25 protein-coding genes are annotated in these 24,751 nt (G+C 64.4%); 13 read left to right on the forward strand and 12 right to left on the reverse strand.

Translation table 11 applies throughout. The features are described from left to right. Positions 1–21: 21 nt before the first annotated feature. A complete protein-coding gene (locus M2S36_RS15130; RefSeq protein WP_333957393.1) occupies positions 22–2,064 on the forward strand; it encodes a S9 family peptidase in 2,043 nt (680 codons plus the stop codon). A gap of 158 nt (positions 2,065–2,222) precedes the next feature. Here M2S36_RS15130 and M2S36_RS15135 read toward each other — a convergent pair whose 3' ends face one another. Next, complete coding sequence (locus M2S36_RS15135; RefSeq protein ID WP_207830815.1) at positions 2,223–2,501, reverse strand: hypothetical protein; 279 nt, start codon at positions 2,499–2,501, stop codon at positions 2,223–2,225. 132 nt (positions 2,502–2,633) lie between these two features. Between M2S36_RS15135 and M2S36_RS15140 the strand changes: the two genes are divergently transcribed. From M2S36_RS15140 to M2S36_RS15150, 3 genes are all read left to right on the forward strand, one after another. Further along, on the forward strand, positions 2,634–3,005 hold the full coding sequence (locus tag M2S36_RS15140) for a YajD family HNH nuclease (protein ID WP_003259546.1): 372 nt from the start codon (positions 2,634–2,636) through the stop codon (positions 3,003–3,005). A 72-nt stretch (positions 3,006–3,077) separates the two neighbouring features. Continuing rightward, positions 3,078–3,548 (forward strand): RNA methyltransferase, encoded by a 471-nt coding sequence (locus M2S36_RS15145; protein ID WP_015271348.1) that lies wholly within the window; start codon positions 3,078–3,080, stop codon positions 3,546–3,548. A gap of 62 nt (positions 3,549–3,610) precedes the next feature. Then, positions 3,611–3,949 (forward strand): DUF2892 domain-containing protein, encoded by a 339-nt coding sequence (locus M2S36_RS15150; RefSeq protein ID WP_207830813.1) that lies wholly within the window; start codon positions 3,611–3,613, stop codon positions 3,947–3,949. 130 nt (positions 3,950–4,079) lie between these two features. Here the strand turns inward: M2S36_RS15150 and M2S36_RS15155 are convergent, their stop codons facing one another. Continuing rightward, on the reverse strand, positions 4,080–5,288 hold the full coding sequence (locus tag M2S36_RS15155; RefSeq protein WP_233687531.1) for a hypothetical protein: 1,209 nt from the start codon (positions 5,286–5,288) through the stop codon (positions 4,080–4,082). 41 nt (positions 5,289–5,329) lie between these two features. Further along, on the reverse strand, positions 5,330–5,779 hold the full coding sequence (locus M2S36_RS15160; protein WP_063912977.1) for a YcgN family cysteine cluster protein: 450 nt from the start codon (positions 5,777–5,779) through the stop codon (positions 5,330–5,332). Positions 5,780–5,923: 144 nt separating this feature from the next. On the opposite strand from M2S36_RS15160, the gene M2S36_RS15165 reads away from it, so the two are divergent. After that, entirely contained in the window at positions 5,924–6,517 is a 594-nt protein-coding gene (locus tag M2S36_RS15165; protein WP_241105915.1) for a nitroreductase family protein, read from the forward strand. A 131-nt stretch (positions 6,518–6,648) separates the two neighbouring features. Here M2S36_RS15165 and M2S36_RS15170 read toward each other — a convergent pair whose 3' ends face one another. From M2S36_RS15170 to M2S36_RS15190, 5 genes are all read right to left on the reverse strand, one after another. Further along, a complete protein-coding gene (locus tag M2S36_RS15170) occupies positions 6,649–7,581 on the reverse strand; it encodes a D-2-hydroxyacid dehydrogenase (RefSeq protein ID WP_207830807.1) in 933 nt (310 codons plus the stop codon). Positions 7,582–7,583: 2 nt separating this feature from the next. Then, complete coding sequence (locus M2S36_RS15175; RefSeq protein WP_063912980.1) at positions 7,584–7,877, reverse strand: YcgL domain-containing protein; 294 nt, start codon at positions 7,875–7,877, stop codon at positions 7,584–7,586. Beyond that, on the reverse strand, positions 7,874–9,007 hold the full coding sequence (rnd, locus tag M2S36_RS15180; RefSeq protein ID WP_207830805.1) for a ribonuclease D: 1,134 nt from the start codon (positions 9,005–9,007) through the stop codon (positions 7,874–7,876). The genes M2S36_RS15175 and rnd overlap by 4 nt, the downstream gene beginning before the upstream one ends. A 200-nt stretch (positions 9,008–9,207) precedes the next feature. After that, positions 9,208–10,845 (reverse strand): phosphoethanolamine transferase, encoded by a 1,638-nt coding sequence (locus M2S36_RS15185; protein ID WP_233687529.1) that lies wholly within the window; start codon positions 10,843–10,845, stop codon positions 9,208–9,210. A gap of 164 nt (positions 10,846–11,009) precedes the next feature. Continuing rightward, positions 11,010–11,375 carry a 5-carboxymethyl-2-hydroxymuconate Delta-isomerase gene (locus M2S36_RS15190; protein WP_063912983.1) on the reverse strand — a complete coding sequence of 122 codons (366 nt, stop codon included), beginning with the start codon at positions 11,373–11,375 and terminating at the stop codon, positions 11,010–11,012. Positions 11,376–11,492: 117 nt separating this feature from the next. On the opposite strand from M2S36_RS15190, the gene M2S36_RS15195 reads away from it, so the two are divergent. Beyond that, a complete protein-coding gene (locus M2S36_RS15195; RefSeq protein ID WP_063912984.1) occupies positions 11,493–11,729 on the forward strand; it encodes a YdcH family protein in 237 nt (78 codons plus the stop codon). Positions 11,730–11,852: 123 nt separating this feature from the next. Here the strand turns inward: M2S36_RS15195 and M2S36_RS15200 are convergent, their stop codons facing one another. Then, positions 11,853–13,034 (reverse strand): trans-sulfuration enzyme family protein, encoded by a 1,182-nt coding sequence (locus M2S36_RS15200; protein WP_063912985.1) that lies wholly within the window; start codon positions 13,032–13,034, stop codon positions 11,853–11,855. Positions 13,035–13,126: 92 nt separating this feature from the next. Between M2S36_RS15200 and M2S36_RS15205 the strand changes: the two genes are divergently transcribed. Further along, positions 13,127–13,588, forward strand: a complete 462-nt coding sequence (locus M2S36_RS15205) for an Lrp/AsnC family transcriptional regulator (RefSeq protein ID WP_046616476.1) — start codon at positions 13,127–13,129, stop codon at positions 13,586–13,588. 115 nt (positions 13,589–13,703) lie between these two features. Here the strand turns inward: M2S36_RS15205 and M2S36_RS15210 are convergent, their stop codons facing one another. Then, complete coding sequence (locus M2S36_RS15210; RefSeq protein ID WP_333957396.1) at positions 13,704–16,034, reverse strand: FdhF/YdeP family oxidoreductase; 2,331 nt, start codon at positions 16,032–16,034, stop codon at positions 13,704–13,706. A 339-nt stretch (positions 16,035–16,373) separates the two neighbouring features. Here M2S36_RS15210 and moaA point away from each other — a divergent pair, with 339 nt between their 5' ends. Further along, positions 16,374–17,378, forward strand: coding sequence for a GTP 3',8-cyclase MoaA (gene moaA / locus M2S36_RS15215; RefSeq protein ID WP_333957397.1), 1,005 nt, complete (start codon positions 16,374–16,376; stop codon positions 17,376–17,378). Positions 17,379–17,398: 20 nt separating this feature from the next. Continuing rightward, positions 17,399–18,298: a bestrophin family protein gene (locus tag M2S36_RS15220; RefSeq protein ID WP_207830788.1), complete on the forward strand. Its 900-nt coding sequence runs from the start codon at positions 17,399–17,401 to the stop codon at positions 18,296–18,298. A 119-nt stretch (positions 18,299–18,417) separates the two neighbouring features. Here M2S36_RS15220 and moaB read toward each other — a convergent pair whose 3' ends face one another. After that, positions 18,418–18,957, reverse strand: a complete 540-nt coding sequence (moaB, locus tag M2S36_RS15225) for a molybdenum cofactor biosynthesis protein B (RefSeq protein ID WP_003259533.1) — start codon at positions 18,955–18,957, stop codon at positions 18,418–18,420. A 140-nt stretch (positions 18,958–19,097) separates the two neighbouring features. Between moaB and M2S36_RS15230 the strand changes: the two genes are divergently transcribed. Further along, positions 19,098–19,985 (forward strand): LysR family transcriptional regulator, encoded by an 888-nt coding sequence (locus M2S36_RS15230; RefSeq protein WP_333957399.1) that lies wholly within the window; start codon positions 19,098–19,100, stop codon positions 19,983–19,985. Here the strand turns inward: M2S36_RS15230 and M2S36_RS15235 are convergent. Then, positions 19,973–20,755, reverse strand: coding sequence for an AraC family transcriptional regulator (locus M2S36_RS15235; protein ID WP_207830783.1), 783 nt, complete (start codon positions 20,753–20,755; stop codon positions 19,973–19,975). The genes M2S36_RS15230 and M2S36_RS15235 overlap by 13 nt on opposite strands. 378 nt (positions 20,756–21,133) lie before the next feature. Between M2S36_RS15235 and M2S36_RS15240 the strand changes: the two genes are divergently transcribed. Genes M2S36_RS15240 through M2S36_RS15250 form a run of 3 tightly spaced genes read left to right on the forward strand, consistent with a single transcriptional unit; the run spans position 21,134 to position 24,692 of the window. Further along, complete coding sequence (locus M2S36_RS15240) at positions 21,134–22,750, forward strand: APC family permease (RefSeq protein ID WP_333957400.1); 1,617 nt, start codon at positions 21,134–21,136, stop codon at positions 22,748–22,750. Positions 22,751–22,773: 23 nt separating this feature from the next. Then, positions 22,774–23,700, forward strand: coding sequence for a 4-hydroxyproline epimerase (locus M2S36_RS15245; RefSeq protein WP_207830780.1), 927 nt, complete (start codon positions 22,774–22,776; stop codon positions 23,698–23,700). Positions 23,701–23,744: 44 nt separating this feature from the next. After that, positions 23,745–24,692 carry a dihydrodipicolinate synthase family protein gene (locus M2S36_RS15250; protein ID WP_063912993.1) on the forward strand — a complete coding sequence of 316 codons (948 nt, stop codon included), beginning with the start codon at positions 23,745–23,747 and terminating at the stop codon, positions 24,690–24,692. Positions 24,693–24,751 lie beyond the last annotated feature (59 nt).

Consider the following 24,751-nt stretch of genomic DNA (forward strand, 5'->3'; position numbering starts at 1 on the left):
CCCCCAATCAAGAGATCCTCAATGCCAACCAAGCCCCAACCCCCGATTGCCCACCAGGCCCAGAACGCCGACCCGTACGCCTGGCTGCAACAGCGCGACACCCCCGAGGTGCTTGCCTACCTGCAGGCCGAGAACGCCTACCAGGAAGCCTGCCTGGCCGATCAGGCGCCACTGCGCGAGCAACTGTTCGAAGAGATCAAGGGCCGCATCCTGGAAACCGACCTGTCGCTGCCGGCGCCCTGGGGCCCCTACCTGTACTACACCCGTACCACCGCAGGCGACGAATACCCGCGCCACTACCGCTGCCCGCGCCCTGCCGATGACTCCAACACGGTCGATGAAAGCCAGGAGCAACTGCTGCTTGACCCCAACGCCCTGGCCAACGGCGGCTTCCTGTCCCTTGGCGCGTTCAACGTCAGCCCCGACCACCGCCTGCTGGCCTACAGCCTCGACACCAGCGGCGACGAAATCTTCACCCTGTACGTCAAGGACCTGGCCAGTGGCAGCGTCACCACCCTGCCCTTCGACGACTGCGACGGCAGCCTGACCTGGGCCAACGACAGCCAGACGCTGTTCTTCGCCGAACTGGACGACACCCACCGCCCGTGGCGCCTGCGTCGCCACACCCTGGGCAACGAAGGCGCGCAGACCGTGTTCGAGGAGCCCGACGGGCGCTTCTTCCTGCATTGCTACCGCACCAGCTCCGAGCGCCAGCTGGTGCTGCTGCTCAACAGCAAGACCACCAGCGAGGCCTGGGTGCTGGACGCGGAAACCCCGCAGGCACCGTTCACCTGCCTGGCGCCCCGCGTCGAAGGCCACGAGTACTTCCCCGACCACGGCCAGCTCGACGGCCAGTGGCGCTGGTTCATCCGCACCAACCAGGACGGCATCAACTTCGCCTTGTACCACGCCCCGGTCGCACCGGTGCCCAGCCGCGAGCAATGGCAGTTGCTGGTCGCGCACCGCGACACGATCATGCTCGAAGGCCTCAGCCTGAATGCCGGGGCGCTGACCCTGAGCCTGCGCGAAGGTGGCCTGCCGATCATCGAGGTACGCCCGCAGGGCCTGGCGGCGTACCGCGTCGAGCTGCCCGACGCGGCCTACAGCCTGTACGTGCAGGACAGCCTGGAGTTCGCCAGCCCACGCCTGCGCCTGCGCTATGAAGCACTCAACCGCCCCGCCCAGGTACGCCAGCTGGAGCTGGCCAGCGGTGCCCAGGCGGTGCTCAAGCAAACCCCGGTGCTGGGGCCGTTCGATGCCGACGACTATGTCAGCGAGCGTCTGTGGGCCACTGCAGCGGACGGCACCCGGGTACCGATCAGCCTGGTGCGTCGCCGCCAGGACCTGGGCCGGACCGTACCGCTGTACCTGTATGGCTACGGCGCCTATGGCGAAAGCCTCGACCCGTGGTTCTCGCATGCGCGCCTGAGCCTGCTGGAGCGCGGCGTGGCCTTTGCCATCGCCCATGTGCGTGGCGGTGGCGAACTGGGCGAAGCCTGGTACCGCGCCGGCAAACAGGAGCACAAGCACAACACCTTCAGCGACTTCATCGCCTGTGCCGAGCACCTGATCGCCGAAGGAGTGACGGCTGCCGACCGCCTGGCCATCAGTGGCGGCAGTGCCGGTGGCCTGCTGATGGGCGCGGTACTCAACCTGCGCCCCGAGCTGTTCCGCTGTGCGATTGCCGAAGTGCCGTTCGTCGACGTGCTCAACACCATGCTCGACCCCGAGCTGCCGCTGACCGTGACCGAGTACGACGAATGGGGCAACCCTGAGGAGCCGCAGGTGTATGAGCGGATCAAGGCCTACGCGCCGTATGAGAACGTGAAGGCACAGGCCTACCCGGCGATGCTGGTGGTGGCGGGCTACAACGACAGCCGCGTGCAGTACTGGGAGGCGGCCAAGTGGGTGGCGCGGCTGCGCACGCGCAAGACCGACAGCAACCTGCTGCTGCTCAAGACCGAAATGGGGGCTGGGCATGGCGGGATGAGCGGGCGGTATCAAGGGATCAAGGATGTGGCCCTTGAGTATGCGTTCGTATTCGCCGAGCTAGGTATCGTTTGATATGGCTGGGGGCGCCTTGCGCCCCTTTCGCGACACAAGGCCGCTCCCACAGGTACCGCGCATGCCCTGAATCCTGTGCGATCCCTGTGGGAGCGGCCTTGTGTCGCGATGGGCTGCAAGGCAGCCCCAAAATCCCACAGCCAACACAGCCCTCTCAGTCAGTCATCCTGCACCGGCTGCTTCGGCGGATCCTGGCGCAACCCCGGCAATGGCTGGTCCTTCGGCGGCCCGGGCACCGGCATCGGCGGCAACAGGGGCGCCCCCGGCTGGTTGTCGTAGGCCTTGGGCGGCGTACTCGGGGTAATCTGCGGGTATGGCGTAGGCGTAGGCGTACCCGGTGCACCGGGCACCGGCGTGGTCAGCCGGGGTGGCGTGCTGGCAGCTTCGGCCATGGACAGGCCGGCCAACAACAGCACAGCGAGGATCGCGCGAAACATCAGCAACCTCCTGTCGGGAACCTTCCTACAGGCTACGCCTAAATCGAAGCTTTCGCCTGTCCCCCGGCCCCGCAAGCGCGCTAGACTCAATGGCATAACCGTCATCTGCCTGATCAGAACAAAGGAAACACCATGAGCTCCACCTCTTCTGCCGCCGCCACCGCGCGCCTGGACCGCATCCTGGCCGATGCCAAGCGCGACAAGGAAATGGGCTACCGCGACAAGGCCCTGAAAATGTACCCGCACGTCTGCGGCCGCTGCGCCCGCGAGTTCTCCGGCAAGCGCCTGAGCGAGCTGACCGTGCACCACCGCGACCACAACCACGACAACAACCCGCAGGACGGCTCCAACTGGGAGTTGCTGTGCCTGTACTGCCACGACAACGAGCACTCGCGCTACACCGACCAGCAGTACTTCAGCGAAGGCTCCACCAGCACCCCGAGCATCGCCAAGGCCACCCACAACCCGTTCGCCGGGCTGGCGGGCATGCTGAAGAAAGACTGACCATCGATTCGCCCCCCGCTGCTACCGGGCAGCCCGTATAATCGCGCTTTTTTTCGCGAAGGGCCCCGGTACGTGGCAAACAAACGATACAGCTGCATCGGCCTGTTCAACCCCAAGTCGGCAGAAAATGTCGGCTCGGTGATGCGCGCCGCGGGTTGCTACGGCGTCAACTCGGTGTTCTACACCGGCAAACGCTACGAGCGCGCCCGTGACTTCGTCACCGACACCAAGCGCGTGCACTACGACATCCCGCTGATCGGCATCGACGACCTGCAGCGCATCATCCCGCTGGGCTGCACGCCGGTGGCTGTAGAACTGGTTGAAGGTGCGCGGCCATTGCCGGAGTACACCCACCCGGACCGGGCCATCTACATCTTCGGGCCGGAAGACGGCAGCCTCAGTGCCGATGTACGGGCGTGGTGCGAAGAGACCATCTACATTCCGACCGAAGGCTGCATGAACCTGGCGGCGACAGTGAATGTGGTGCTGTATGACCGCATGGCCAAGGGGCTGAATACCCGTTCGGGGCCCAGGTTCAAATAGCCGACTGAACGATGACGGTGGCCGACAGGTCACCTGCATACACTTCAGACGGAGACCTTGCCATGCTTGATATCCATTCGGCAGCAACATCGCAGGACAACAACGTTCGTGGCCTGGAGCGCGCCAGTTCGCTGGCTGGTGGCGCGTTGATGGTAAGCAAGGGGTTGCGCCACGGCGGCCTGGTCGGGTTGTTGCAGATCGCAGTTGGCGGCCTAGCACTGGCTCGGGGCTTCAGCGGGCGTTGTGCGACCAAGGCCTGGTGGCAGCGGCATCGGCAGGAATATCACCGCTTGCGTTCGGACATCGAGCGCAGCGCGGCGGAGCTGAAGGCATTGAAGGCCAGTGCCGACGCAGCGACGCGGGGGGTGACGGTGACCGGGAAGGATCCCTTGGCCAATTGATTTTGCACTGCCTGTGCCGGCCCTTTCGCGGGTAAACCCGCTCCCACAGGATCACCAAGGCTTCGGCCTCTTCGCCGTACCTGTGGGAGCGGGTTTACCCGCGAAGAGGCCGGCACAGGTACAGAGATGGCTAGCGCAACGCCTTGCTCTGCAACACCTCGGAGCGCCGCCCCAGCACGTTCTCGCTGATCTGCACGAAGTCTTCGGTGCTCACGCTTGGCAAGCGCATCAGCCCGCGTGCCACATCGTCCAGCGAGCGTTTGGCCTGGGTGTGGATGCGGATTTCCTTGTCCAGCGCCTGCAGTAACATCACCCCACGCGCCACCTGCGCCGGGGTAGCATGCTCGCCCTTGAGCCGGGTGACCTTGGCGCCCTGCTTGCTCAGGCGCGCCTGCCAGGCCTGGTAACGGTCATCACTCACCCCGCCCGAGCGACGCAGCAACTCGCTGGCGTAGTAGTCGGTCAGGCTTTCCACCAGCCAGTCACTGCCGTCACGCCCACGGATCTGCGCAAACAGTTGCACCACCTCGCGCAGCAACGGGCTGCTGCCGTTCTCGCTGATCATCGGCCGGGCACTGTGCAGGTACAACGAGCCCTGCGCAGCCATGGCCCCGCGCCACATGCCGTCGCGGGCGCCGACCAACAACAGCTTCGGCGGATTGCGCGGGAAAACCGCCTGCAATTGCGGCCAGACAAAAGTCAGCAAGGTCAGGTTGTCCATGCGCCGCATACCCTGCCCCACCGGGGCGGCCACAGTCACCTCGGTTTCGCCCAGGCGGGCGCGGCGGCTGCCCAGGTCGCCGGCGAGCATCCAGCCAGTGGGCCGGTCGAACAGCCGCGAAACGTTGTCGATGCGGAACTTGTCCTTGCCGATGCGCGGCCACGAGGTCTCGATGCTCTTCCAGCCCTCGGGCAGGTCGAACGCCAGGCGCGCCACCAGCTCGGTGCCATCCTGCTGGTCGAGCCGTGCAGGCGGTACCAGCTGGTCGCCGAGGAACAGCGCCCAATGCGGGGTAATGCGCGAAGAATAGGCGCCGCTGCCGCGCTTCTGGTCCAGTTGCACGCGGTAGCTGAGGCTGGTCTTGCCGGCCGCCGGTTGCCACACGCCGCGCTGGCCTTGCAGATGCCATTGGCCATCAGCCTGGAAGCCGCTGTAGGCTCCGGCCTTGCCCAGGTCGAAGTCCAGGCTGCGCACGGCACTGCCTTCGGCCAAGGTGAGGCGGACTTCCGCCTGGCCACTGGCCGGTAACAGGCGCACCTGATAGTCGAGGTCGACCTTTTTCGCCCAGGCCGGCGAACTGGCCATCAGGCCCAACAGCAACAACAGCTGGCAACGCATACAGAAACTCCTTGTTTCCCCGTGGCAGCGGGCCGCGCCGGTCAGCTGGCGCGGAAGATCAGGTGGTCTTCCCAGTCGTCTTCGTGCACATCATGCTCACTGAGCATGCGCCCCGACTGGGAAATGCGCTGTTCATGGACCTGCTGGCGATCGCCGCAGACCAGGTGATGCCAGGCCGGCAGGTCCTTGCCCTCGCTGACCAGGCGGTAGCCACAGGTGCTCGGTAGCCACTTGAACTGGTCGGCCTTGCCCGGGGTGAGCTGGATGCAGTCAGGTACCTGGGCGAAGCGGTTGGGGTAATCGCTGCACTGGCAGGTGTCCAGATCCAGCAGTTTGCAGGCGATGCGCGTGTAATAGACGCTGTTGTCGTCCTCGTCCTCGAGCTTTTGCAGGCAGCACAGGCCACAGCCGTCACACAGCGACTCCCACTCTTGCGGGCTGAGTTGCTCGAGGGTCTTGCGCCGCCAGAACGGCGCGTTTTCAGCGATCATGACACGGGTTTCCTGCATTCATCTTGGGGCCACGGCGCGCGGCGGCGCCAGTCTAGAGCCTGGCCTTCGGCAAAGCCAGACCGCTTGTCAGTCGCGACGCGACGCAGTAGCGTGCGCGTTTCCCGTCCTTTTGCAGGAGCCGCCATGAGCGCCAACCCCCGCATTGCCGATTACGCCATCAACGAGCAGTTCATCAACCGCTGGTCGCCACGCGCCTTCACCGCCGAGCCGATCAGCGAAGAAACCCTGCTGAGCTTCCTTGAAGCCGCACGCTGGGCGCCGTCGGCGAACAACTCGCAACCTTGGCGCTTCCTCTATGCCCGCCGTGACACGCCGAACTGGGAGCGTTACCTGAACCTGCTGGTGCCGGCCAACCGCAGCTGGGCGCAACAGGCTTCGGCACTGGTGCTGGTGATTTCCAAGACCACCTACGCCGCCCCGGGCACCACGGAAGAAAAACCGGCGCTGTGGCACACCTTCGATACCGGCTCCGCCTGGGGGCACCTGGCCCTGCAAGCCAGCCTCAGCGGCTGGCACACCCATGGCATGGCCGGTTTCGACCAGGCGCTGGCGCGTCAGGAGCTGAAGGTGCCTGAGGGCTACGTGCTGCATGCCATGGTGGCGATCGGCAAGCTGGGTGACAAGGCCAGCCTGAACGAAGCCCTGCAGGCGCGTGAAGTGCCGAGCCCGCGCAAGCCACTGAGCGAGCTGGCTGCCGAGGGTGATTTCAGCCTGTAAGCCTTGCACTTGCTGTACTGGCCTCTTCGCGGGTAAACCCGCTCCCACAGGTGCCCCACAGAACCTGAGGGCCATGGAGACCCTGTGGGAGCGGGTTTACCCGCGAAGAGGCCGGCACAGGCATTGCAAATTCAGTAGCCCCGGGCGAAGTCCACTTCCCCACGCAATGCCTGCCCCGCCGCAAACGCCCGCACATTCTCGACAAACAACCGCACCATCGCCGCCGGCGAGGTAGGCGCCGAGCTGTGCCCGGTCAGCAGCAGGCCCCACGCCGTCCAGAACGGATGCTGCCTGGGCAGTGGCTCCTGCCGGCAGACATCGATCACCGCCCCCGCCAGGTGCCCTTCCTTCAGCGCTTCGACCAGGTCGGCGTCGACCACCGCCACCCCACGCCCGGCATTGATGAACAGCGCCGTGGGCTGGAAGCATTTGAACAACGCCGCGTCATACAGGTCGTGGGTGGCCGGGGTATCGGGCAGCAGGTTGAGCACGTAGTCGGCCTGGCCAACCATGCGCGGCAGGTCGGCCAGCGCCGCTACCTCGACGAACGGCGCCTGCTCGCGGGCGCTGCTGGCAACGCCATACAGCACCACGCCGAACGCCTGCAGGAACTCGGCCACCCGCTGACCAATGTCGCCAGTGCCGACGATCAGCACCTTGCGCCCCTCCAGGGTACGCCCCGGGCGATCATCCCACCGCCGCTCCACCTGGCTGACCAGGCGCGACAGCACCTCGCGCTCATGGCCGAGCATGTAGGTGAGCATGTACTCGGCCATCACCTGGCCAAAGATGCCCACGGCGCGGGTCAGGCGATAGTCACGCGGCAGGCCCTCGGCCAGCAGCGGAGTGATACCGGCCCAGGTGGATTGCATCCAGCCCGGCTTGTGGCCCTGGCGCAGCAGGCTTGCCAGCAGGTCCGGCTGGCCCAGCCACACCGGGCACTGCGGCGCCTGGAGGGCCAGTTCGGCGGAGTCACCGCTGGTGAGGATTTCCAGTTCAGGCGCGGCTGCGCGCAAAATCTCGGCGTATCGAGCATGATCATGCTCAGCAATCAGTACTCGCATGATCAGGCCGGGTCGTTACGTCGCAGCAACTCTTCGGGCAGGTGCTCGATGTAGTCGTCTTCCGGCGGCGGCATCTGCAGGTGGTAACCCTGGTTGTCGAGGTTTTCCAGCACCTTGGCGATGTCCTCGCGGGCCAGCTTGCGCTCGGGGGTCAGCACCAGGTCAAAGGCATGCATGGGCGTGCCGAAGAACGGCAGCAGGCCTTCGGGCACGCGCTCCAGGCCGTCGGCCTTGAGCACGTAAAGGTACATTTCGTTCTTGCGGGGGCTCTTGTAGATAGAGCAAATGCGTTTCATCGGGTCTCTCCGGCGCCTGCCAGGCTGTCCAGCAGGGCCTGGCCCATACGCTCACGGCGCCAGCCGCGCAGCGAATCGGGCAATTGATAGGGGCCATTGGGGTAGCCGCTCTTGAGCAGCGCTTCCAGGGCTTTCTTGCGCAGCATCAGCTCGGGGGCAATGCCCAGCCGCTCGCCTTCGGCCTGGCCGATGGCACGCAGCTGCTTGAGGATACCGGCGGCCTCGATTGGCAAAGGCTCGGGCAAGGCCTGGGGCCATTGCTCGGCTGGCAGGCTGGCGGCACGCTTGATCAGCTGGATGAGGAACTCACCGTCCTGACGAATGGTGCGCGGATGCATCTCGTCGATCTTGGCCAGCGCCGACAGGTTGTTCGGCTGGCTCTTGGCCATGGGCCACAGCGAGTGTTCCTTGAGGATGCGGTTGCGCGGCACGTCGCGGTTGCGCGCTTCACGCTCGCGCCAGGCGCACAGCTCACGCAGCACTGCCAGTTGCTGGGGGGCCAGCTTCCAGGCCAGCTTGACATCGCGGTACAGGCTCTCAGGCTCGACTTCGCGGCGCAATGCGGCCACCAGCTCGGCGCCGTCCTCCAGCACCCAGGCGTACTTGTCGTCACTCAGGCGCGGGCGCAACACAGTGAACAGCTCGGCCAGGTGCACGGCATCTTCGGCGGCATAGCTGACCTGGGTATCGGACAGTGGGCGCTGCAACCAGTCGGAGCGGGTTTCGCCCTTGGGCAGTTCGATGCCCAGCACTTCCTGCACCAGGCGCGAATAGCCCATGGAGAAGCCCAGGTTCAGGTAACCGGCGGCCAGCTGGGTGTCGAACAGCGGCTGTGGCAGTTTGCCGGTCAGGCGCAGCAGCACTTCGAGGTCTTCGCTGCAGGCATGCAGCACTTTGACCACCCCGCTGTCATCCAGCAGTTCGGCCAAGGGTTGCCAGTTGCCGATCAGCAGCGGGTCGATCAGGAAGGCACGCTGGCCGTCGCCGATCTGGATCAGCCCGGCTTTCGGGTAGAAGGTGTCGACCCGCATGAATTCGGTGTCGACGGCGACAAAGGGCAGCTGGTGCCAGTCGCGGCAGTGTTCGGCCAGGCTCTGGTCGTCACGGATCCAGTGTATTTCGATAGCCACGAGGCTCTCCCACTAACATTGGCGCGCAGTATATACGGCGCGGGCACTGCTGGTGAAACCCGGGCCATCCTTGATATCGATCAGTGGTGCTGTTGTGCATGTTCAGTGCGCAATATCCGCAAGCTTCGCGATCCCTGTGGGAGCGGGCATGCCCGCTCCCACAAAGACCGCGCAAGCCCAAGTATGGAACGCGCTTCGACTCAGCGCTTGGCGGCCAGCCACGGCCGGCAGCTGGCGAACATGTCCAGCGACTGCTGGTAGACCTCGGTGTGCACCTGCAACAGACCGAGCATCGAGTGGAACAGGTTGTCCTGCGACAGCGGCGCATCGCTGAGCTTGGCCAGGCAGTCGGTGTCGACGCCGAAGTCCTCCTTGTAGCTGTCGGAGAACCAGGTCAGCAGCGGCACGTGCTTCTGCTGCTCGGGGGCGATGGCGTAAGGCGTGCCGTGCAGGAACAGGTTGTACTCACCCAGCGACTCGCCATGGTCGGACAGGTAGATCATCGCCGTGTCGACCTTGTCCTGCTTGCTGCGCAGGGTGTCGATCAGCGAGGCCAGCACCTTGTCGGTATAGGCCAGGGTGTTGTCGTAGCCGTTGATGATTTCCTGCTCGCTGCACTGGTCCAGCGCGTTGCTCTGGCACACCGGGGCAAAGCGCTGGTCGGCGCCGGGGTAGCGCTTGAAGTATTCAGGCCCGTGGCTGCCCATCTGGTGCAGCACCAGCACGGTGTCCTTGTCGAGGTTGTCGAGCAGCTCACCCAGGCCCTGCAGCAGGATCTGGTCATGGCATTCTCCGTCAGCGCACAGCTGCGGGTCCTTGAGGTTGCTGACATCGATGAACTGCACACGGTCGCAGGTGCCCTTGCAGCCCGACTGGTTGTCACGCCACTGCACCGCCAGGCCGGAGCGCTGGAGGATGTCCAGCAACCCTTCGCGGTTCTTCGCCACGCGGGCATCGTAGTCCTTGCGCTTCATGCCAGAGAACATGCACGGCACCGAGACGGCGGTTTCCGTGCCGCAGGAGTGCACATCGGAGAACGCCAGCAGGCCCTGCTCTTTGGCAAGGTTCGGCGTGGTATCGCGGTTGTAGCCGAGCACGCCGAAGTGGTCTGCCCGCGCACTTTCGCCTACCACCAGCACGGTCAGCGACTTGCGTTCATGTTTTTGCCAGGCGGCATCGCGCTTGGCATCTTCGCCATAATGCTGGAAGGGCCGCGATGCGGTACCGAGGCGCTCGCTGACATAACCGATGGAGGCACCCACGATATTGCTGGGGGTGAGCATCAGGCGCAGTTCGTGATGATTGCGAAACAGCGACGACAGGCCCTGGTAGTTGATCAGTGCCACCGAGCCCAGGGCCACCACGCAGACACCGCCAACCACCAGTTTGCCGAGCAGTTCACGGTGCCAGGCGCGGTAGGCGATCGGCGCCTTCCACAACAGCACCGAAGGCACTACACCGAGGCCCAGGATATACAAGGCAAACTTCAGCGAGAGCAAGTCACGCACTTCCGCCACGTTGGTTTCCGCCATATTGCGGAACATACCCGCGTCGATAAGTACACCGTATTGGTTCATGAAGTAAGCCACACCCGCACCACTCATGAACAACACGATAAGTATCGGTTTCAATACATACCGGAAGGCGAACAAGGTAAGGATCAGGTTGAATGCGAACAACATCAGCACGGCAAACGCCAGGCTCAGCCAAAGCCCCGGCAAACCGGACGGAACGATCTGTTCAAGGTGTTGCCAGAGGAAGACATTGAAGCCGATCAGCAGGTAAAGGCTGGCCAGCAGCGTGACCCATTCAGTCCGCAGGGATTTGAAGTTGAGCATTAGTGTTCGCAATCAAGAGTGATTATCAGCCCAAGGGCCTGCGCGGCACCGGGGAAATTTGGCTGAACTCTAGAAAGCGCACCATCAATTTTTTGTGAAAAAGACGCCAACAAATTCGTGAGCAGGCGCCTTTTCTACATTAAAAGAAGTTCATTCGGCACTGTTCAGCCTGGCAGGCGCGCCTTGGCGTATGGCTCGCGGTCGATGTCCAGCACTTCCACGCACAGCTGAATGTCCAGCCCGGGTTGCTCGGGAATGGCTTCACGCAGTACCTCCAGCAGGCTGGCGGACAGTTGCGTCTTCACCTCTGGCGAGCGCCCGCTGAGGATGGCCAGGCGCACATGGGCAAAGGCGCGCTCGCCTGGCGCGGTGCCCACCCGATAGTGCTTGAAGGCTTCGGCGCGGCTTTTGATATCAGCCTCGTCGGCGAACTGGCCACTGCCGACCAGGGCGTGGTTCAGACGCAGCAGCAGGACGTCGACTTTGAGCTCGCGCAGGTTGTCGCTGTATTCCAGGTTCAGGTGGGGCATGGTGCAGGTTCCGGGTCACGGGAGAGATGCGACAGCCTAACCCAGACCCCTACCTGCGCAAAGGCGACTATCCTCAAAGGTCAGAACCATTCGCCAACCCCCGACAGAGGTGAAGAAATGCCAGTTCCGCATGATCTGCTCGCTGACCTGCACGTTACCGCTGATGCATTCCAGGCGCTCATCGACAAGGACCAGACGCTGCACTCACTGCACAAGGAATACAACGCCAAAGACAAGGAGGTAGTCGCCGCCGAAGGCAACGGTACCAACGACGAGGCCGTCAACCGCCTGCGCAAGGAGCGGTTGCTGATCAAGGACAAGATCGAACGGATCATTCATCCGCCCAAATCCTGACAGGAATTCATTGAATCCACCGACCTCTTCGCGGGTGAACCCGCTCCCACAGGTACAGCGCCAGCCCTGATGGCAGCCGAGTCCCTGTGGGAGCGGGTTTACCCGCGAAGAGGCCAGCAGCCCTTACACAGCAGCCGCAGCCTTCAACGCCCCATCCAGGTCTTCGACCAGGTCACGGTAATCCTCGATCCCCACCGACAACCGCAGCAGGTTCTCGCTGATCCCCATCACGCCCTTCTGCTCCGGGCTCAGCGAGCAGTGCGACATGCTCCAGGAGTGGTTGATCATGCTCTCCACCCCGCCCAGCGAGTCGGCCAGCACGAAAATCTGCAGCGCCTCGACCAGCCGGTTGAGCGCGGCCCGGTCGCCCTTGACCTTCATCGCCACCACCGCCCCGCCACTGCGCATCTGGCGTTTGCACAGCTCATGCTGCGGGTGGCTTTCCAGCCCCGGGTAATACACCTGCTCGATCTGCGCGTGGCTTTCGAGGAAGCGCGCTACCTGCAGGGCATTAGCACACTGGCGCTCCATGCGCACATCCAGGGTCTTCAGGCCGCGCAGGGCCAGATAGCAGTCGAACGGCCCCTGCACCGCGCCAATCGCCATGCTGATGCGGCGCAGGCGCGCCAACAGCGCATCATTGGCGGCTACCACCACGCCACCGGTAAGGTCGGAGTGGCCGCCGATGTACTTGCTGGCCGAGTGCATCACCAGGTCCACACCGAGGGTGATGGGGCGCTGGTTCCATGGCGAGCAGAAGGTGTTGTCGATGCAGGTAAGGATGCCCCGCGCCTTGGCCAGGTCGCACACAGCCTTGATATCGACCAGGTGCAACAAAGGGTTGGTCGGCGATTCGATCCAGATCAGCTGGGTTTCCGGCTTGATGGCGGCAGCCACCGCCTCGAGATCGTTGAGGTCGACGTAGGTGGTGGTCAGGCCCGAGGTGCGGCTACGGTAGTCTTCGAGGATGCGGAAAGTACCGCCGTACACACCGTTCATCACCACCACGTGGGCATCCTTGGGCAGCAGCTCCAGCACGGTGGCGGTGGCGTTCACACCCGAGGCGCAGGCAACCGCGCCCACCCCTTCTTCCAGGGCGGCGACACAGGTTTCGTAGGCATGCCGGGTGGGGTTGCCGACGCGGCTGTAGGAGTATTCCGGTTTGTCATCCAGGCTGCGCTTGGTGAACGAGCTGGCGGTGACGATCGCCGGGAAAATAGCGTTATCGGCGACGCTGAACTGCTCACCGGCGTGAATGGTACGGGTGGCGAAATTGCGCGGCTTGTCGGACATGGTCAGGCCCATTGGCAGAATGAAAGTTGCCACTATCGCACAACCCAAATCTTCTGGCCTTGGGGTAATCTGTGAAAAATTTTTCTCCACGGCCCACATGCAATATGGACAGCTTCGACCAGCACATTCTCACCCTGCTTCAGCGCGACGCCTCGATCTCGCTCAAGGACCTGGCAGAGGCCGTCAACCTGTCCACCACGCCATGCTGGAAGCGGGTCAGGCGCCTGGAGGAGGACGGCTACATTGTCGGCCGCGTTGCCCTGCTGGACCCGCAACGGCTGGGGCTGGGGCTGACGGTGTTCGTCCAGCTCAAGACCCAGCGCCACGACAGCGCCTGGCTGGAGCAGTTTGCCGCGACCGTGACCGGGTTCGAGGAAGTGATGGAGTTCTACCGCATGTCGGGGGACTGGGATTACATGCTGCGGGTGGTGGTGGGGGATATTGCGGCGTATGACCGGTTCTACAAGAAGCTGATTACCAGTACTGATGGGCTGTCGAACATTACTTCCAGTTTTGCCATGGAGCAGATGAAGTACACCACGGCTTACCCGGTGCATCGTTCCTGATCGGTGCTGGATTCTTCGCGGGCTTGCCCGCTCCCACAGGAGTACCACAGTGCTGAAACTGTGGGGTCCCTGTGGGAGCGGGTTTACCCGCGAAGAGGCCAGCACAGGCAACCCATCATTCCGAAGCAAGCACCGCCGCGATCCGGTTCCCCGCCTTGGCCTTCTCCACCTTGATCGCCACGAACTTCGAGGTCGGCGTATAGGTCCCCTCGCCGTAGCTTTCCAGCGGCACCAGCGGGTTGGTCTCCGGGTAATAGGCCGCCGCCTGCCCTTCGGGCACGTCATACGCCACCAGGCGGAAGCCCGACACCCGCCGCTCCACGCCATCCTCCCACAGCGACACCAGGTCCACGTGCTCGCCTGGCTCGAAGCCCATCCGGCGGATGTCGACCTCGTTGACGAACACCACTTCCCGCAGGCCGAACACCCCGCGATAACGGTCGTCCAGGCCATACAGGGTGGTGTTGTACTGGTCGTGCGAACGCAGGGTCTGCAGGATCAGGTCGGGCTTGTCACCGCGCGCCAGCACCTTGGCATTCACCAGCTGCTCCGGCAGCAGGTGCGGGCTGAAGCGCGCCTTGCCAGTGGCCGTGCGCCAGGTACGGTCGGCGGCGTTGTTGCCCAGGTAGAAGCCGCCCGGGTGTTGCAGGCGCTCGTTGAAATCGGTAAAGCCGGGGATCACATCGGCAATCATGCTGCGGATACGGCCGTAATCGGCAACAGCGTACTCCCAGTCGATCGGCTGCTTGCCCAGGGTCGCCTGGGCCATGCCGGCGATGATCCAAGGCTCCGAGCGCAGGTGCGGCGAGCGCGGGCGCAGTTGGCCGTGGGAGATGTGCACCATGCTGAAGGTGTCCTCTACGGTCACGCCTTGCGGCCCGCTGGCCTGCATGTCGATTTCGGTACGGCCCAGGCACGGCAGGATCAGTGCGTCGCGGCCGGTGACCAGGTGCGAGCGGTTGAGCTTGGTGGAAATCTGCACGGTCAGCGCGCAATTGCGCATGGCCGCATGGGTGCGCGGCGTATCCGGCGTGGCCTGGGCAAAGTTGCCACCCAGGCCGATGAACACCTTGGCCCGCCCCTCTTCCATGGCCTTGATCGCCAGCACCGCGTTGTGCCCGTGGGCGCGCGGCACGCGGAACCGGAAGCGTTTTTCAATGGCATCGAGCAGTGCCGCCCCGGGCTTCTCGTCGATGCCCATGGTGCGGTCGCCCTGCACGTTGCTGTGGCCACGCACCGGTGACAGGCCGGCGCCGGGCTTGCCAACGTTACCGCGCAGCAGCTGCAGGTTGACGATTTCCTGAACGGTCGGCACCGAGTGGCGGTGCTGGGTGACACCCATGGCCCAGCACATGATCACCCGCTCGGCCTTGCGGTACATGCGCGCGGCCAGTTCGATCTCGGCCTGGGTCAGGCCCGACTGCTCGACGATGTGCGCCCAGGGCGTGGCATCCACGGCTTCCAGGTATGCGTCGATGCCACTGGTGTGCTCGGCGATGAAGGCATGGTCGAACACCGCCGGTTCGCCCTTGGCCTGGGCTTCACGCTCCCACTGCAGCAGGTACTTGGCAATACCGCGCATCACCGCCATGTCGCCACCCAGTGCCGGGCGGAAGTAGGCAGTGTTGGTTGGCTCGGAGCCATTGCTGAGCATCTCGAACGGGTGCTGCGGGTGCTGGAAGCGCTCCAGGCCGCGCTCCTTGAGTGGGTTGAAGCAGACCACCTGGGCACCACGCTTGACCGCTTCACGCAGCGGTTCGAGCATGCGCGGGTGGTTGGTGCCGGGGTTCTGGCCGATGACGAAGATGGCATCGGCCAGTTCCAGGTCGTGGAACACCACGGTGCCCTTGCCCACGCCCAGGGTTTCCGACATGCCCACGCCGCTGGCCTCATGGCACATGTTCGAGCAGTCGGGGAAGTTGTTGGTGCCGTAGGCGCGGACGAACAGCTGGTAGAGGAACGCCGCCTCGTTGCTGGCCCGGCCCGAGGTGTAGAACTCGGCCTGGTCGGGCGATTCGAGTGCGCGCAAATGTTGGGCAACCAGCGCGAAGGCTTCTTCCCAACTGGTTTCCACATAGTGGTCGGTGGCCGCGTCGTAGCGCATCGGGTGGGTCAGGCGGCCCTGGTACTCCAGCCAGTAGTCGGTCTGCTCGGCCAGCGCACTGACGCTGTACCTGGCGAAGAACGCCGGGTCCACCGAGCGGCCGGTGGCCTCCCAGTTGACCGCCTTGGCGCCGTTTTCGCAGAACTTGACCATGTCGTTTTCCGGCGACTCGCCCCAGGCGCAGCCGGGGCAGTCGAAGCCGCCGTTCTGGTTGGTCTTGAGCATGGCCCGCAGGTTCTTGAAGGCATTGTCGCTGCCCAGCCAGCTCTTGGTCACGCTCTTGAGCGCACCCCAGCCGGCGGCGGCGCCTTTGTAATCCCTGATATGTTGGTCCTGGCTCATGCGGTGAATCCTCACGCTTCGATGCTTTTTTTCAGCCTATGGAGCGTGGGGTAGAGCCGTCCAATCGAAAGATCTTACGGGGTGATAGGCGGTTTCGATCATGGGCTGGAACCGCGTCACGGCCTTCGCGGGTGAACCCGCTCCCACAGGGCCCCCACAGGTTTCGAGTCCTGCGCTTTACCTGTGGGAGCGGGTTTACCCGCGAATTGGGCGACGCGATGAAATACGTGGCCTGCAGCCATGATAGAGGCCATCGATCAATCGGTCGGACAAAGCAATTTGACGGCCCTGCGCCCAAGTTATAGCTTGAATCGAGTCCCAAGCCATTCGAGCGCGAACGTGGAACAGAACAGCCGGGCCCTGATCGACGGCTTCAACCGGAAAATCGACTACCTGCGGATGTCGGTCACCGACCGCTGCGACTTCCGTTGCGTGTACTGCATGGCCGAAGACATGCAGTTCCTGCCGCGCCAGCAAATCCTCAGCCTCGAGGAACTGTTCCAGGTGGCCGAGCGCTTCGTCGCCCTTGGCACCCGCAAAATTCGCCTGACCGGTGGCGAGCCTCTGGTGCGCCGGGGCATCGTCGACCTGTGCGGGCGCATCGCCGCCCTGCCCGGCCTGCGCGAGTTGTGCCTGACCAGCAACGGCTCGCAACTCGGGCGCCTGGCCCAGCCGCTGTTCGACGCTGGCGTGACGCGCCTGAACATCAGCCTCGACAGCCTGGACGCCGACCGTTTCAAGCAACTGACCCGCACCGGCGACCTGCACCAGGTGATCGCCGGCATCGACGCCGCCCGCCAGGCCGGCTTCAAGCGCACCAAGCTCAACTGCGTGGTCCTCAAGGGCCGCAACGACCATGAACTGGTCGACCTGTTGCGCTTTGCCATCGACCGCGAGCTGGACATCACCTTCATCGAAGAAATGCCCTTGGGCGTGATCAGCGAACATGAACGCGGCGAGTCGTTCTGCTCCAGCGATGAAGTACGCGCGCTGCTGGCCGAGCAGTTCACCCTGGTCGAGTCGACCGAGTCGTCCCAGGGCCCGGCCCGCTACTGGCGCCTGGCCGAAGCTGCCAATATTCGGGTCGGCTTCATTTCGCCACACAGCCACAACTTCTGCGCCACCTGCAACCGCGTGCGCCTCACCGTCGAAGGCCGCCTGCTGCTGTGCCTGGGCAATGAACACTCGGTAGACCTGAAACAGGTGCTGCGCGCCCACCCCGGCGACCCCGAACGCCTGGAAAAGGCCATTCGTGACTCGTTGCACCTCAAGCCCTACCGCCATCACTTCGAAGTCGGTGGCGACGTGCAGATCCTGCGTTTCATGAACATGACCGGCGGCTAGGCAGCCGTCCCTGGATTTCCATGATCGTCCATCCCACCCCCGATGTGCTGCGTGTGCTGTTCACACTCAAGGGATCGATCGTCAAGCGCATTGCCCTGCGCTGCCTGACGATCACCCTGCTGGCCGCGCTGATCGTGTTGGTCGAGCGGCATTTCCCGGCGTTTTTCTACCCGGTCAGCGCCACCCCGTTCACCTTGCTGGGCCTGTCACTGTCGATTTTCATGAGCTTTCGCAACAACGCCTGCTATGACCGCTGGTGGGAGGGGCGCAAGGCCTGGGGCAAGCTGATCATCGAAACCCGCTCGTTCGTGCGCGAAAGCCTGGTGATTACCGACGAACCGCTGCGTGCCGAACTGTTGCGCAGCCTGTGCGGCTTTGCCCATGCGCTGAATGCTCGGCTGCGCAGCGAGGACGAACTGGCCGCCGCCCGGCCCTGGCTGGCCCGCCCCGAGGTGATCAGCCCGCACAATGTATGCGACGCTATCCTTCGCGAAGTTGGCGGGCATTGCTCGCGGCTGGCTGAGCGGCAGCAGATCAGTGACTGGCGCTACAGCCTGCTGGAGCAGCGGCTGGTGGGCCTGACCGAAGTGCAGGCCACCTGCGAGCGGATCAAGGGCACGCCGTTGCCATTCCCCTACACGCTGTTGCTGCACCGCACCATCTACATCTTCTGCCTGCTGCTGCCGTTTGCCCTGGCCGAGCCGCTGGGCTGGCTGGCACCGCTGTTCACCACCATCGTGGGGTACACGTTCTTCGGGCTGGATGCGATTGGCAACGAACTGGAGGACCCGTTCGGGCGCGATGAGAACGACCTGCCGACCGATGCCATGGTACGGACCGTGGAGCGCGATGTGCTGGCGGGGTTGGGAGAACAACAGCTGCCGCCGGCGTTGTTGCCTGTAGACCATGTATTGAGCTGACCGAATGCAGTGGCCTGTGCCGGCCCTTTCGCGGGTAAACCCGCTCCCACAGGTTTCGAACCCTGCGCGTTACCTGTGGGAGCGGGTTTACCCGCGAAGAGGCCAGGACAGGAGAAGACTCAGCCCCGGCTTGCGCAGGCCTCGATCGGTTTCAGGTGCTTGACGAAGTTGCACGGCCGGTGCCGCGCATCCAGCTGCTCCGCCAGGATGCCCTCCCACGCCGTACGGCAGGCCCCGGTGGACCCCGGCAGGCAGCACACCAACGTGCGGTTGGACAGCCCGGCCAGCGCCCGGCTCTGCACGGTCGAGGTACCGATATCGAGAATCGACAGGGCCCGGAACAGTTCGCCAAAGCCATCGATGCGCTTGTCCAGCAGGCACTCGACCGCTTCCGGCGTGCTGTCACGGCCGGTAAAACCGGTACCGCCCGTGATCAGCACCACCTGCACCTGCTCGTCGGCAATCCAGGTGGCGACCTGGGCGCGAATCTTGTAAAGGTCGTCCTTGAGCAACGCCCGCGCCACCAGGCGGTGACCAATCTCTACCGAGCGGCTGGCCAGCAGCTCACCGGAGGTGTCGTTGTCGTAGGTACGGGTGTCGCTGACAGTCAGCACGGCGATATTGAGCGGTACGAAGACCGCGTCGGGTTGGACACGCACGGGGAGGCTCCTTGAGTGGCATTGCCGCCACGCTAGAGGCATGGCCCAGGAGCGTCCAATCGATATGGCGTACCGACTGATCAATGACATCTATCGCAGACGTGGGTTAAGGTCTGCACAACCCGCTACCAGGCACTTCCATGGACATCAAGCAGCTCAAATTCCTCATCGCCCTCGACCAGACCCGCCACTTCGGCCAGGCGGCGGCGCTGTGCCATATCACCCAGCCGACGCTGTCCATGCGCCTGCGCAACCTGGAAGACGAACTGGACCTGGTGCTGGTCAAGCGTGGCCAGCGCTTCGAGGGTTTCACCGAGGCCGGCGAGCGCATCCTGGCCTGGGCCCGCACCCTGCTCGCCGCTCACGACGGCCTGCAGGCCGAAGCCGCCAGCTGCCGTGGCCAGGTGGTCGGCAGCCTGCGCCTGGGCACGGTGCCGCTGGCCAGTTTCAACCCCATGCACCTGTTGCTGCCGCTGCGTGAAAAATACCCTGAACTGCACTTCCAGCTCAGTTCGCTCAGCTCGGAACAGATCATCGACGGACTCAGCCGCAACCAGCTCGACCTGGGCATCTGCTACCTCGACCAGGTCAACACCAGCTTCTTCGAAGTGATCGAACTGGGCACCACCACCATGGGCCTGCTGCACGATACCCGGCACTTCCAGTTCACCAGCGCTACCCTGCGCTGGGACGAGCTGGGCGACATTCCGCTGGGCCTGCTGAGCAAAGGCATGCATTACCGCCAGTCGCTGGACCTGAGTTTCCGCAGCCGTGGCCTGGAGCCGAATGCGGTGCTGGAAAGCGACTCGAGCTTCCAGCTGATCCAGGCCATCAACACCGGCATGTGCTGCGCGGTCATGCCACTGGGCTGCGGCCTGGAAGACCTGAGCGAGCACCTGCGCATCCTGCCGGTGGCCGACGCCGCGATCCACAGCCCGGTCGGCCTGCTGCTGCGCCGTAGCGAGCCGCGTTCGGCCATTGCCGAGCAGTGCTTCGATGAGGCGCGGGCGCTGTTTCAGGCCAGCTGAGCGCTGGTCGCCTGGCGGTACTGGCGCGGGGTGAAGCCGGTCAGCTGCTTGAACTGGCGGCTGAAGGCGCTGTGGTCGGTATAGCCGCAGCGCATCGCCACATCAGTGATCGGCATTTCCGAGTGCAGCAGGCGGTGAGCGTGTTCCAGGCGCGCCTTGTGGATCATCTGCCTTGGCGTGAGGTGGAACACTCGCTTGCAGTAACGCTCCAGCTGGGCCACGGAGATGCCGGCGATACGGGTCAGCTCGCCCATGCTGATCGGCTGGTGGAAATGCCGGCGGATATGCTCGTCCACCGCGGCCAGGCGCTGGTACGCGGGGTGGCTGTCGGCGGCTGATTGCAAATCGACCGAGATGCCGACCAGGCCGATGATCTCGCCGGCCTGGTTGTACAGCGGGCGCTTGTGGGTCAGGCACCAGCCGGGTTCGCGGCTGCCGTACAGGTGCAGTTCCAGCTGGTCTGCCAATACCAACCCTTCCTTGAGTACACGACGATCCTGCTCGGTGTAGCCGGGGCCCAGCTGTGCCGGGAACACTTCGGCACTGGTCTTGCCTAGCAGCGGTTGCAGGCGCTTGAGGCCGCAGCGCTGGACCAGGGTGTTGTTGGCCAGCACGTAGCGGGCGGCCGGGTCCTTGATGAAGATCGCGGCGTTGGGGATGGCGTCGAGGATTGGCAACAGCAGGGATACGCCGGCGAGCAGCGCCTCGAGGCTGGCGGGGCGGTGCTGGTCGAGGGACTGGTACAGGGTTGCCAGGGGGGTGTTGGTCATCTGCTCTGTCTCGGTCTGCTGTGCCGGCCCTTTCGCGGGTAAACCCGCTCCCACAGGTACTGCGCAGCCCTCGAAGCTGCGGGGGTACCTGTGGGAGCGGGTTTACCCGCGAAAGGGCCGGCACAGCGAGTAAATGTCTACAACCCTTATGCGGTATGGCTTACAGCCTATTCACCCGCCGTTCCTCTCGCCACTGTTTTTCTGCAACTGTGCCGATTTCGTCATCAGCCCTGCAGAAAACCATCAAGATCCGCCGCCCTGATCGGTCCACTCTATGCCCCACGCAAGCCGCCCCAAGTCCTACAAGAGCGCGGCCCAAAAAGCCGCATCTCGTGACATCAGACCTGCCTATCCAATAACCAACAAAAAGGCGAACCCATGTCAGGCAAATTCAAAAAACAGTTGTCATTGCTGGACCTCACCTTCATCGGCCTAGGCGCCATCTTCGGCTCCGGCTGGCTGTTCGCCGCCAGCCACGTCTCGGCCATCGCCGGCCCGGCCGGCATCCTGTCCTGGTTCCTTGGCGGCTTCGCCGTGCTGTTGCTGGGCATCGTCTATTGCGAACTGGGCGCTGCCCTGCCGCGCGCCGGGGGCGTGGTGCGCTACCCGGTTTACTCCCACGGCCCGCTGCTGGGCTACCTGATGGGCTTCATTACCCTGATCGCCTTTTCCAGCCTGATCGCCATCGAAGTGGTCGCCTCGCGCCAATACGCCGCCGCCTGGTTCCCCGGGCTGACCAAGGCCGGCTCCAGCGACCCGACCGTGCTCGGCTGGCTGGTGCAGTTCGCCCTGCTGGGGCTGTTCTTCTTCCTCAACTACCGCAGCGTGAAAACCTTCGCCAAGGCCAACAACCTGGTCAGTGTGTTCAAGTTCATCGTGCCGCTGCTGGTAATCGGCGTGCTGTTCACCTTCTTCAAGCCGGAAAATTTCGAGGTCCAGGGCTTTGCCCCGTTCGGTCTGTCCGGTGTTGAAATGGCGGTATCGGCCGGTGGCATCATCTTCGCCTACCTGGGCCTGACACCGATCATTTCGGTGGCCAGCGAGGTGAAGAACCCGCAACGCACCATCCCGATCGCGCTGATCCTCTCGGTACTGCTGTCCACCGCGATCTACGCCCTGCTGCAACTGGCCTTCCTTGGCAGCGTGCCAACCGAAATGCTGAGCAACGGCTGGGCCGCCGTGACCAAGGAACTGGCCCTGCCCTACCGTGACATCTCCCTGGCCCTGGGTGTGGGTTGGCTGGCCTACCTGGTGGTGGCCGACGCAGTGATCTCGCCCAGCGGCTGCGGCAACATCTACATGAACGCCACCCCGCGCGTGGTCTATGGCTGGGCGCAGACCGGCACCTTCTTCAAGTACTTCACCCGCATCGACGCCGAGTCCGGCATCCCGCGCCCGGCGCTGTGGCTGACCTTTGGCCTGTCGGTGTTCTGGACCCTGCCATTCCCGTCCTGGGAAGCACTGATCAACGTGGTTTCCGCCGCCCTGGTACTGAGCTACGCCGTGGCCCCGGTCACCGTCGCCGCCCTGCGCCGCAACGCCCCCGACATGCCGCGCCCGTTCCGGGTCAAGGGCATGGGCGTGCTCGGCCCGCTGTCGTTCATCATCGCCGCGCTGATCGTGTACTGGTCGGGCTGGAAGACCGTGTCATGGCTGCTGGCCCTGCAGATCGTGATGTTCGTGCTGTACCTGCTGTGCGGCCGCTTCGTGCCGACCCAGCACCTGTCGCTGGCCCAGCAAGTGCGCTCGTCGGCGTGGCTGATCGGCTTCTACGCAGTGACCATCCTGCTGTCGTGGCTGGGCAGCTTCGGCGGCCTGGGAGTGCTCGGCCACCCGTTCGACACCGTGGTCGTGGCCGCTTGTGCGCTGGGCATCTACTACTGGGGCGCGGCCACCGGCGTGCCTGCCCACCTGGTGCGCCTGGAGGGTGAGGATGAAAGCGAAGCCTCTGCCGAAAGCTACCCAGGCCAGCGCCCTGCCGCCGTCGCCTCCTGACCCACTCCGGAATGGACAAGCTCATGAAACAGATTCACGTCATCGACTCCCACACCGGCGGCGAACCCACCCGCCTGGTGATGAAAGGCTTCCCGCAACTGCATGGCCGCAGCATGGCCGAGCAACGCGACGAACTGCGCGAGCTGCACGACCAATGGCGCCGCGCCTGCCTGCTGGAACCACGTGGCAACGATGTGCTGGTCGGTGCGCTGTACTGCCCACCGGTGTCGGCCGACGCCACATGCGGGGTGATCTTCTTCAACAACGCTGGCTACCTGAACATGTGCGGCCACGGCACCATCGGCCTGATCGCCTCGCTGCAACACCTAGGCCTGATCGCACCGGGCGTGCACAAGATCGACACCCCGGTCGGCCAGGTCAGCGCCACCCTGCATGAAGACGGCGCCATCACCGTCGGCAACGTGCCGTCCTATCGCTACCGCCAGCAGGTGCTGGTGGAGGTGCCCGGCCATGGCCTGGTGCGCGGTGACATCGCCTGGGGTGGCAACTGGTTTTTCCTCGTCTCCGAACACGGCCAGCGCATAGAGCTGGACAACCGTGAGGCGCTGACCGAGTACACCTGGGCCATGCTCAAGGCCCTCGAAACCCAGGGCATCACCGGTGAAAACGGTGCCCCCATCGACCACGTAGAACTGTTCGCCGACGACGCCAACGCCGACAGCCGCAACTTCGTGATGTGCCCCGGCAAGGCCTACGACCGCTCGCCCTGCGGCACCGGCACCAGCGCCAAGCTGGCCTGCCTGGCCGCCGACGGCAAGCTCGACGAAGGCCAGACCTGGGTTCAGGCCAGCATCACCGGCAGCCAGTTCCATGGCCGCTACGAGCGCGACGGCGAACGCATTCGCCCGTTCATCACCGGCCGCGCCTACATGACCGCCGACAGCACCCTGCTGATCGACGAACAGGACCCGTTCGCCTGGGGCATCTGACCCCGGCTTTTTCCAAAAAACGAATAGTGCGAGGAGTAACAACAATGACCAACAATATCTTCACCGGCACCATGCCCGCCCTGATGACCCCCTGCACCGCCGAGCGCAAGCCGGACTTCGACGCCCTGGTGCGCAAGGGCCGCGAGCTGATCGAGGCCGGCATGAGCGCCGTGGTGTACTGCGGCTCGATGGGCGACTGGCCGCTGCTGACCGAGGCCGAGCGCCAGGAAGGCGTGGCACGCCTGGTGGCCGCCGGCATCCCGACCATCGTCGGTACCGGCGCGGTGAACACCCGTGAGGCGGTATCTCACGCCGCCCACGCGGCCAAGGTCGGTGCCGCCGGCCTGATGGTCATCCCCCGCGTACTCAGCCGCGGTGCCTCGCTGATTGCCCAGAAGCACCACTTCTCGGCCATCCTGGCAGCCGCGCCGAAGCTGCCGGCGGTGATCTACAACAGCCCGTACTATGGCTTCGCCACCCGCGCCGACCTGTTCTTCGAACTGCGCCGCGAGTTCCCCAACCTGATCGGCTTCAAGGAGTTCGGCGGTGGCGCCGACCTGCGTTATGCCGCCGAGCACATCACCTCCAAGGATGACGACGTGACGCTGATGGTTGGCGTGGACACCCAGGTGGTGCATGGCTTCGTCAACTGCAACGCCACCGGCGCTATCACCGGCATCGGCAACGCCCTGCCGCGTGAGGTGCTGCACCTGGTGAGCCTGAGCAAGCAGGCGGCCAAGGGTGACGCCAAGGCCCGCCGCCTGGCACGGGAACTGGAAGCGGCGCTGGCGGTGCTGTCGTCGTTCGATGAGGGCTGCGACCTGGTGCTGTACTACAAGCACCTGATGGTGCTGAACGGCGACAGCGAATACAGCCTGCACTTCAACGAAACCGACCTGCTGACCGACGCCCAGCGCAATTATGCCGAGCAGCAGTACGCGCTGTTCCGCACCTGGTACGCCAGCTGGTCGGCTGAGCAGAACATCGCCTGATCGCCTGATTCAGGCCGAGCCGCAGCCCCTGTGGGAGCGGGTTCACCCGCGAACACCGG

The organism is Pseudomonas sp. SF2, from assembly GCF_036858055.1.
Lineage (GTDB): Bacteria > Pseudomonadota > Gammaproteobacteria > Pseudomonadales > Pseudomonadaceae > Aquipseudomonas.

What these genes read in the sequence shown, in the direction of transcription:
- M2S36_RS15130 (WP_333957393.1), top strand. Translation starts at nt 22, where the DNA reads ATGCCAACCAAGCCCCAACCCCCGATTGCCCACCAGGCCCAGAACGCC.
- M2S36_RS15135 (WP_207830815.1), bottom strand. Translation starts at nt 2,501, where the DNA reads ATGTTTCGCGCGATCCTCGCTGTGCTGTTGTTGGCCGGCCTGTCCATG.
- M2S36_RS15140 (WP_003259546.1), top strand. Translation starts at nt 2,634, where the DNA reads ATGAGCTCCACCTCTTCTGCCGCCGCCACCGCGCGCCTGGACCGCATC.
- M2S36_RS15150 (WP_207830813.1), top strand. Translation starts at nt 3,611, where the DNA reads ATGCTTGATATCCATTCGGCAGCAACATCGCAGGACAACAACGTTCGT.
- M2S36_RS15155 (WP_233687531.1), bottom strand. Translation starts at nt 5,288, where the DNA reads ATGCGTTGCCAGCTGTTGTTGCTGTTGGGCCTGATGGCCAGTTCGCCG.
- M2S36_RS15160 (WP_063912977.1), bottom strand. Translation starts at nt 5,779, where the DNA reads ATGATCGCTGAAAACGCGCCGTTCTGGCGGCGCAAGACCCTCGAGCAA.
- M2S36_RS15165 (WP_241105915.1), top strand. Translation starts at nt 5,924, where the DNA reads ATGAGCGCCAACCCCCGCATTGCCGATTACGCCATCAACGAGCAGTTC.
- M2S36_RS15170 (WP_207830807.1), bottom strand. Translation starts at nt 7,581, where the DNA reads ATGCGAGTACTGATTGCTGAGCATGATCATGCTCGATACGCCGAGATT.
- M2S36_RS15175 (WP_063912980.1), bottom strand. Translation starts at nt 7,877, where the DNA reads ATGAAACGCATTTGCTCTATCTACAAGAGCCCCCGCAAGAACGAAATG.
- M2S36_RS15185 (WP_233687529.1), bottom strand. Translation starts at nt 10,845, where the DNA reads ATGCTCAACTTCAAATCCCTGCGGACTGAATGGGTCACGCTGCTGGCC.
- M2S36_RS15190 (WP_063912983.1), bottom strand. Translation starts at nt 11,375, where the DNA reads ATGCCCCACCTGAACCTGGAATACAGCGACAACCTGCGCGAGCTCAAA.
- M2S36_RS15195 (WP_063912984.1), top strand. Translation starts at nt 11,493, where the DNA reads ATGCCAGTTCCGCATGATCTGCTCGCTGACCTGCACGTTACCGCTGAT.
- M2S36_RS15200 (WP_063912985.1), bottom strand. Translation starts at nt 13,034, where the DNA reads ATGGGCCTGACCATGTCCGACAAGCCGCGCAATTTCGCCACCCGTACC.
- M2S36_RS15205 (WP_046616476.1), top strand. Translation starts at nt 13,127, where the DNA reads ATGGACAGCTTCGACCAGCACATTCTCACCCTGCTTCAGCGCGACGCC.
- M2S36_RS15210 (WP_333957396.1), bottom strand. Translation starts at nt 16,034, where the DNA reads ATGAGCCAGGACCAACATATCAGGGATTACAAAGGCGCCGCCGCCGGC.
- M2S36_RS15220 (WP_207830788.1), top strand. Translation starts at nt 17,399, where the DNA reads ATGATCGTCCATCCCACCCCCGATGTGCTGCGTGTGCTGTTCACACTC.
- M2S36_RS15230 (WP_333957399.1), top strand. Translation starts at nt 19,098, where the DNA reads ATGGACATCAAGCAGCTCAAATTCCTCATCGCCCTCGACCAGACCCGC.
- M2S36_RS15235 (WP_207830783.1), bottom strand. Translation starts at nt 20,755, where the DNA reads ATGACCAACACCCCCCTGGCAACCCTGTACCAGTCCCTCGACCAGCAC.
- M2S36_RS15240 (WP_333957400.1), top strand. Translation starts at nt 21,134, where the DNA reads ATGTCAGGCAAATTCAAAAAACAGTTGTCATTGCTGGACCTCACCTTC.
- M2S36_RS15245 (WP_207830780.1), top strand. Translation starts at nt 22,774, where the DNA reads ATGAAACAGATTCACGTCATCGACTCCCACACCGGCGGCGAACCCACC.
- M2S36_RS15250 (WP_063912993.1), top strand. Translation starts at nt 23,745, where the DNA reads ATGACCAACAATATCTTCACCGGCACCATGCCCGCCCTGATGACCCCC.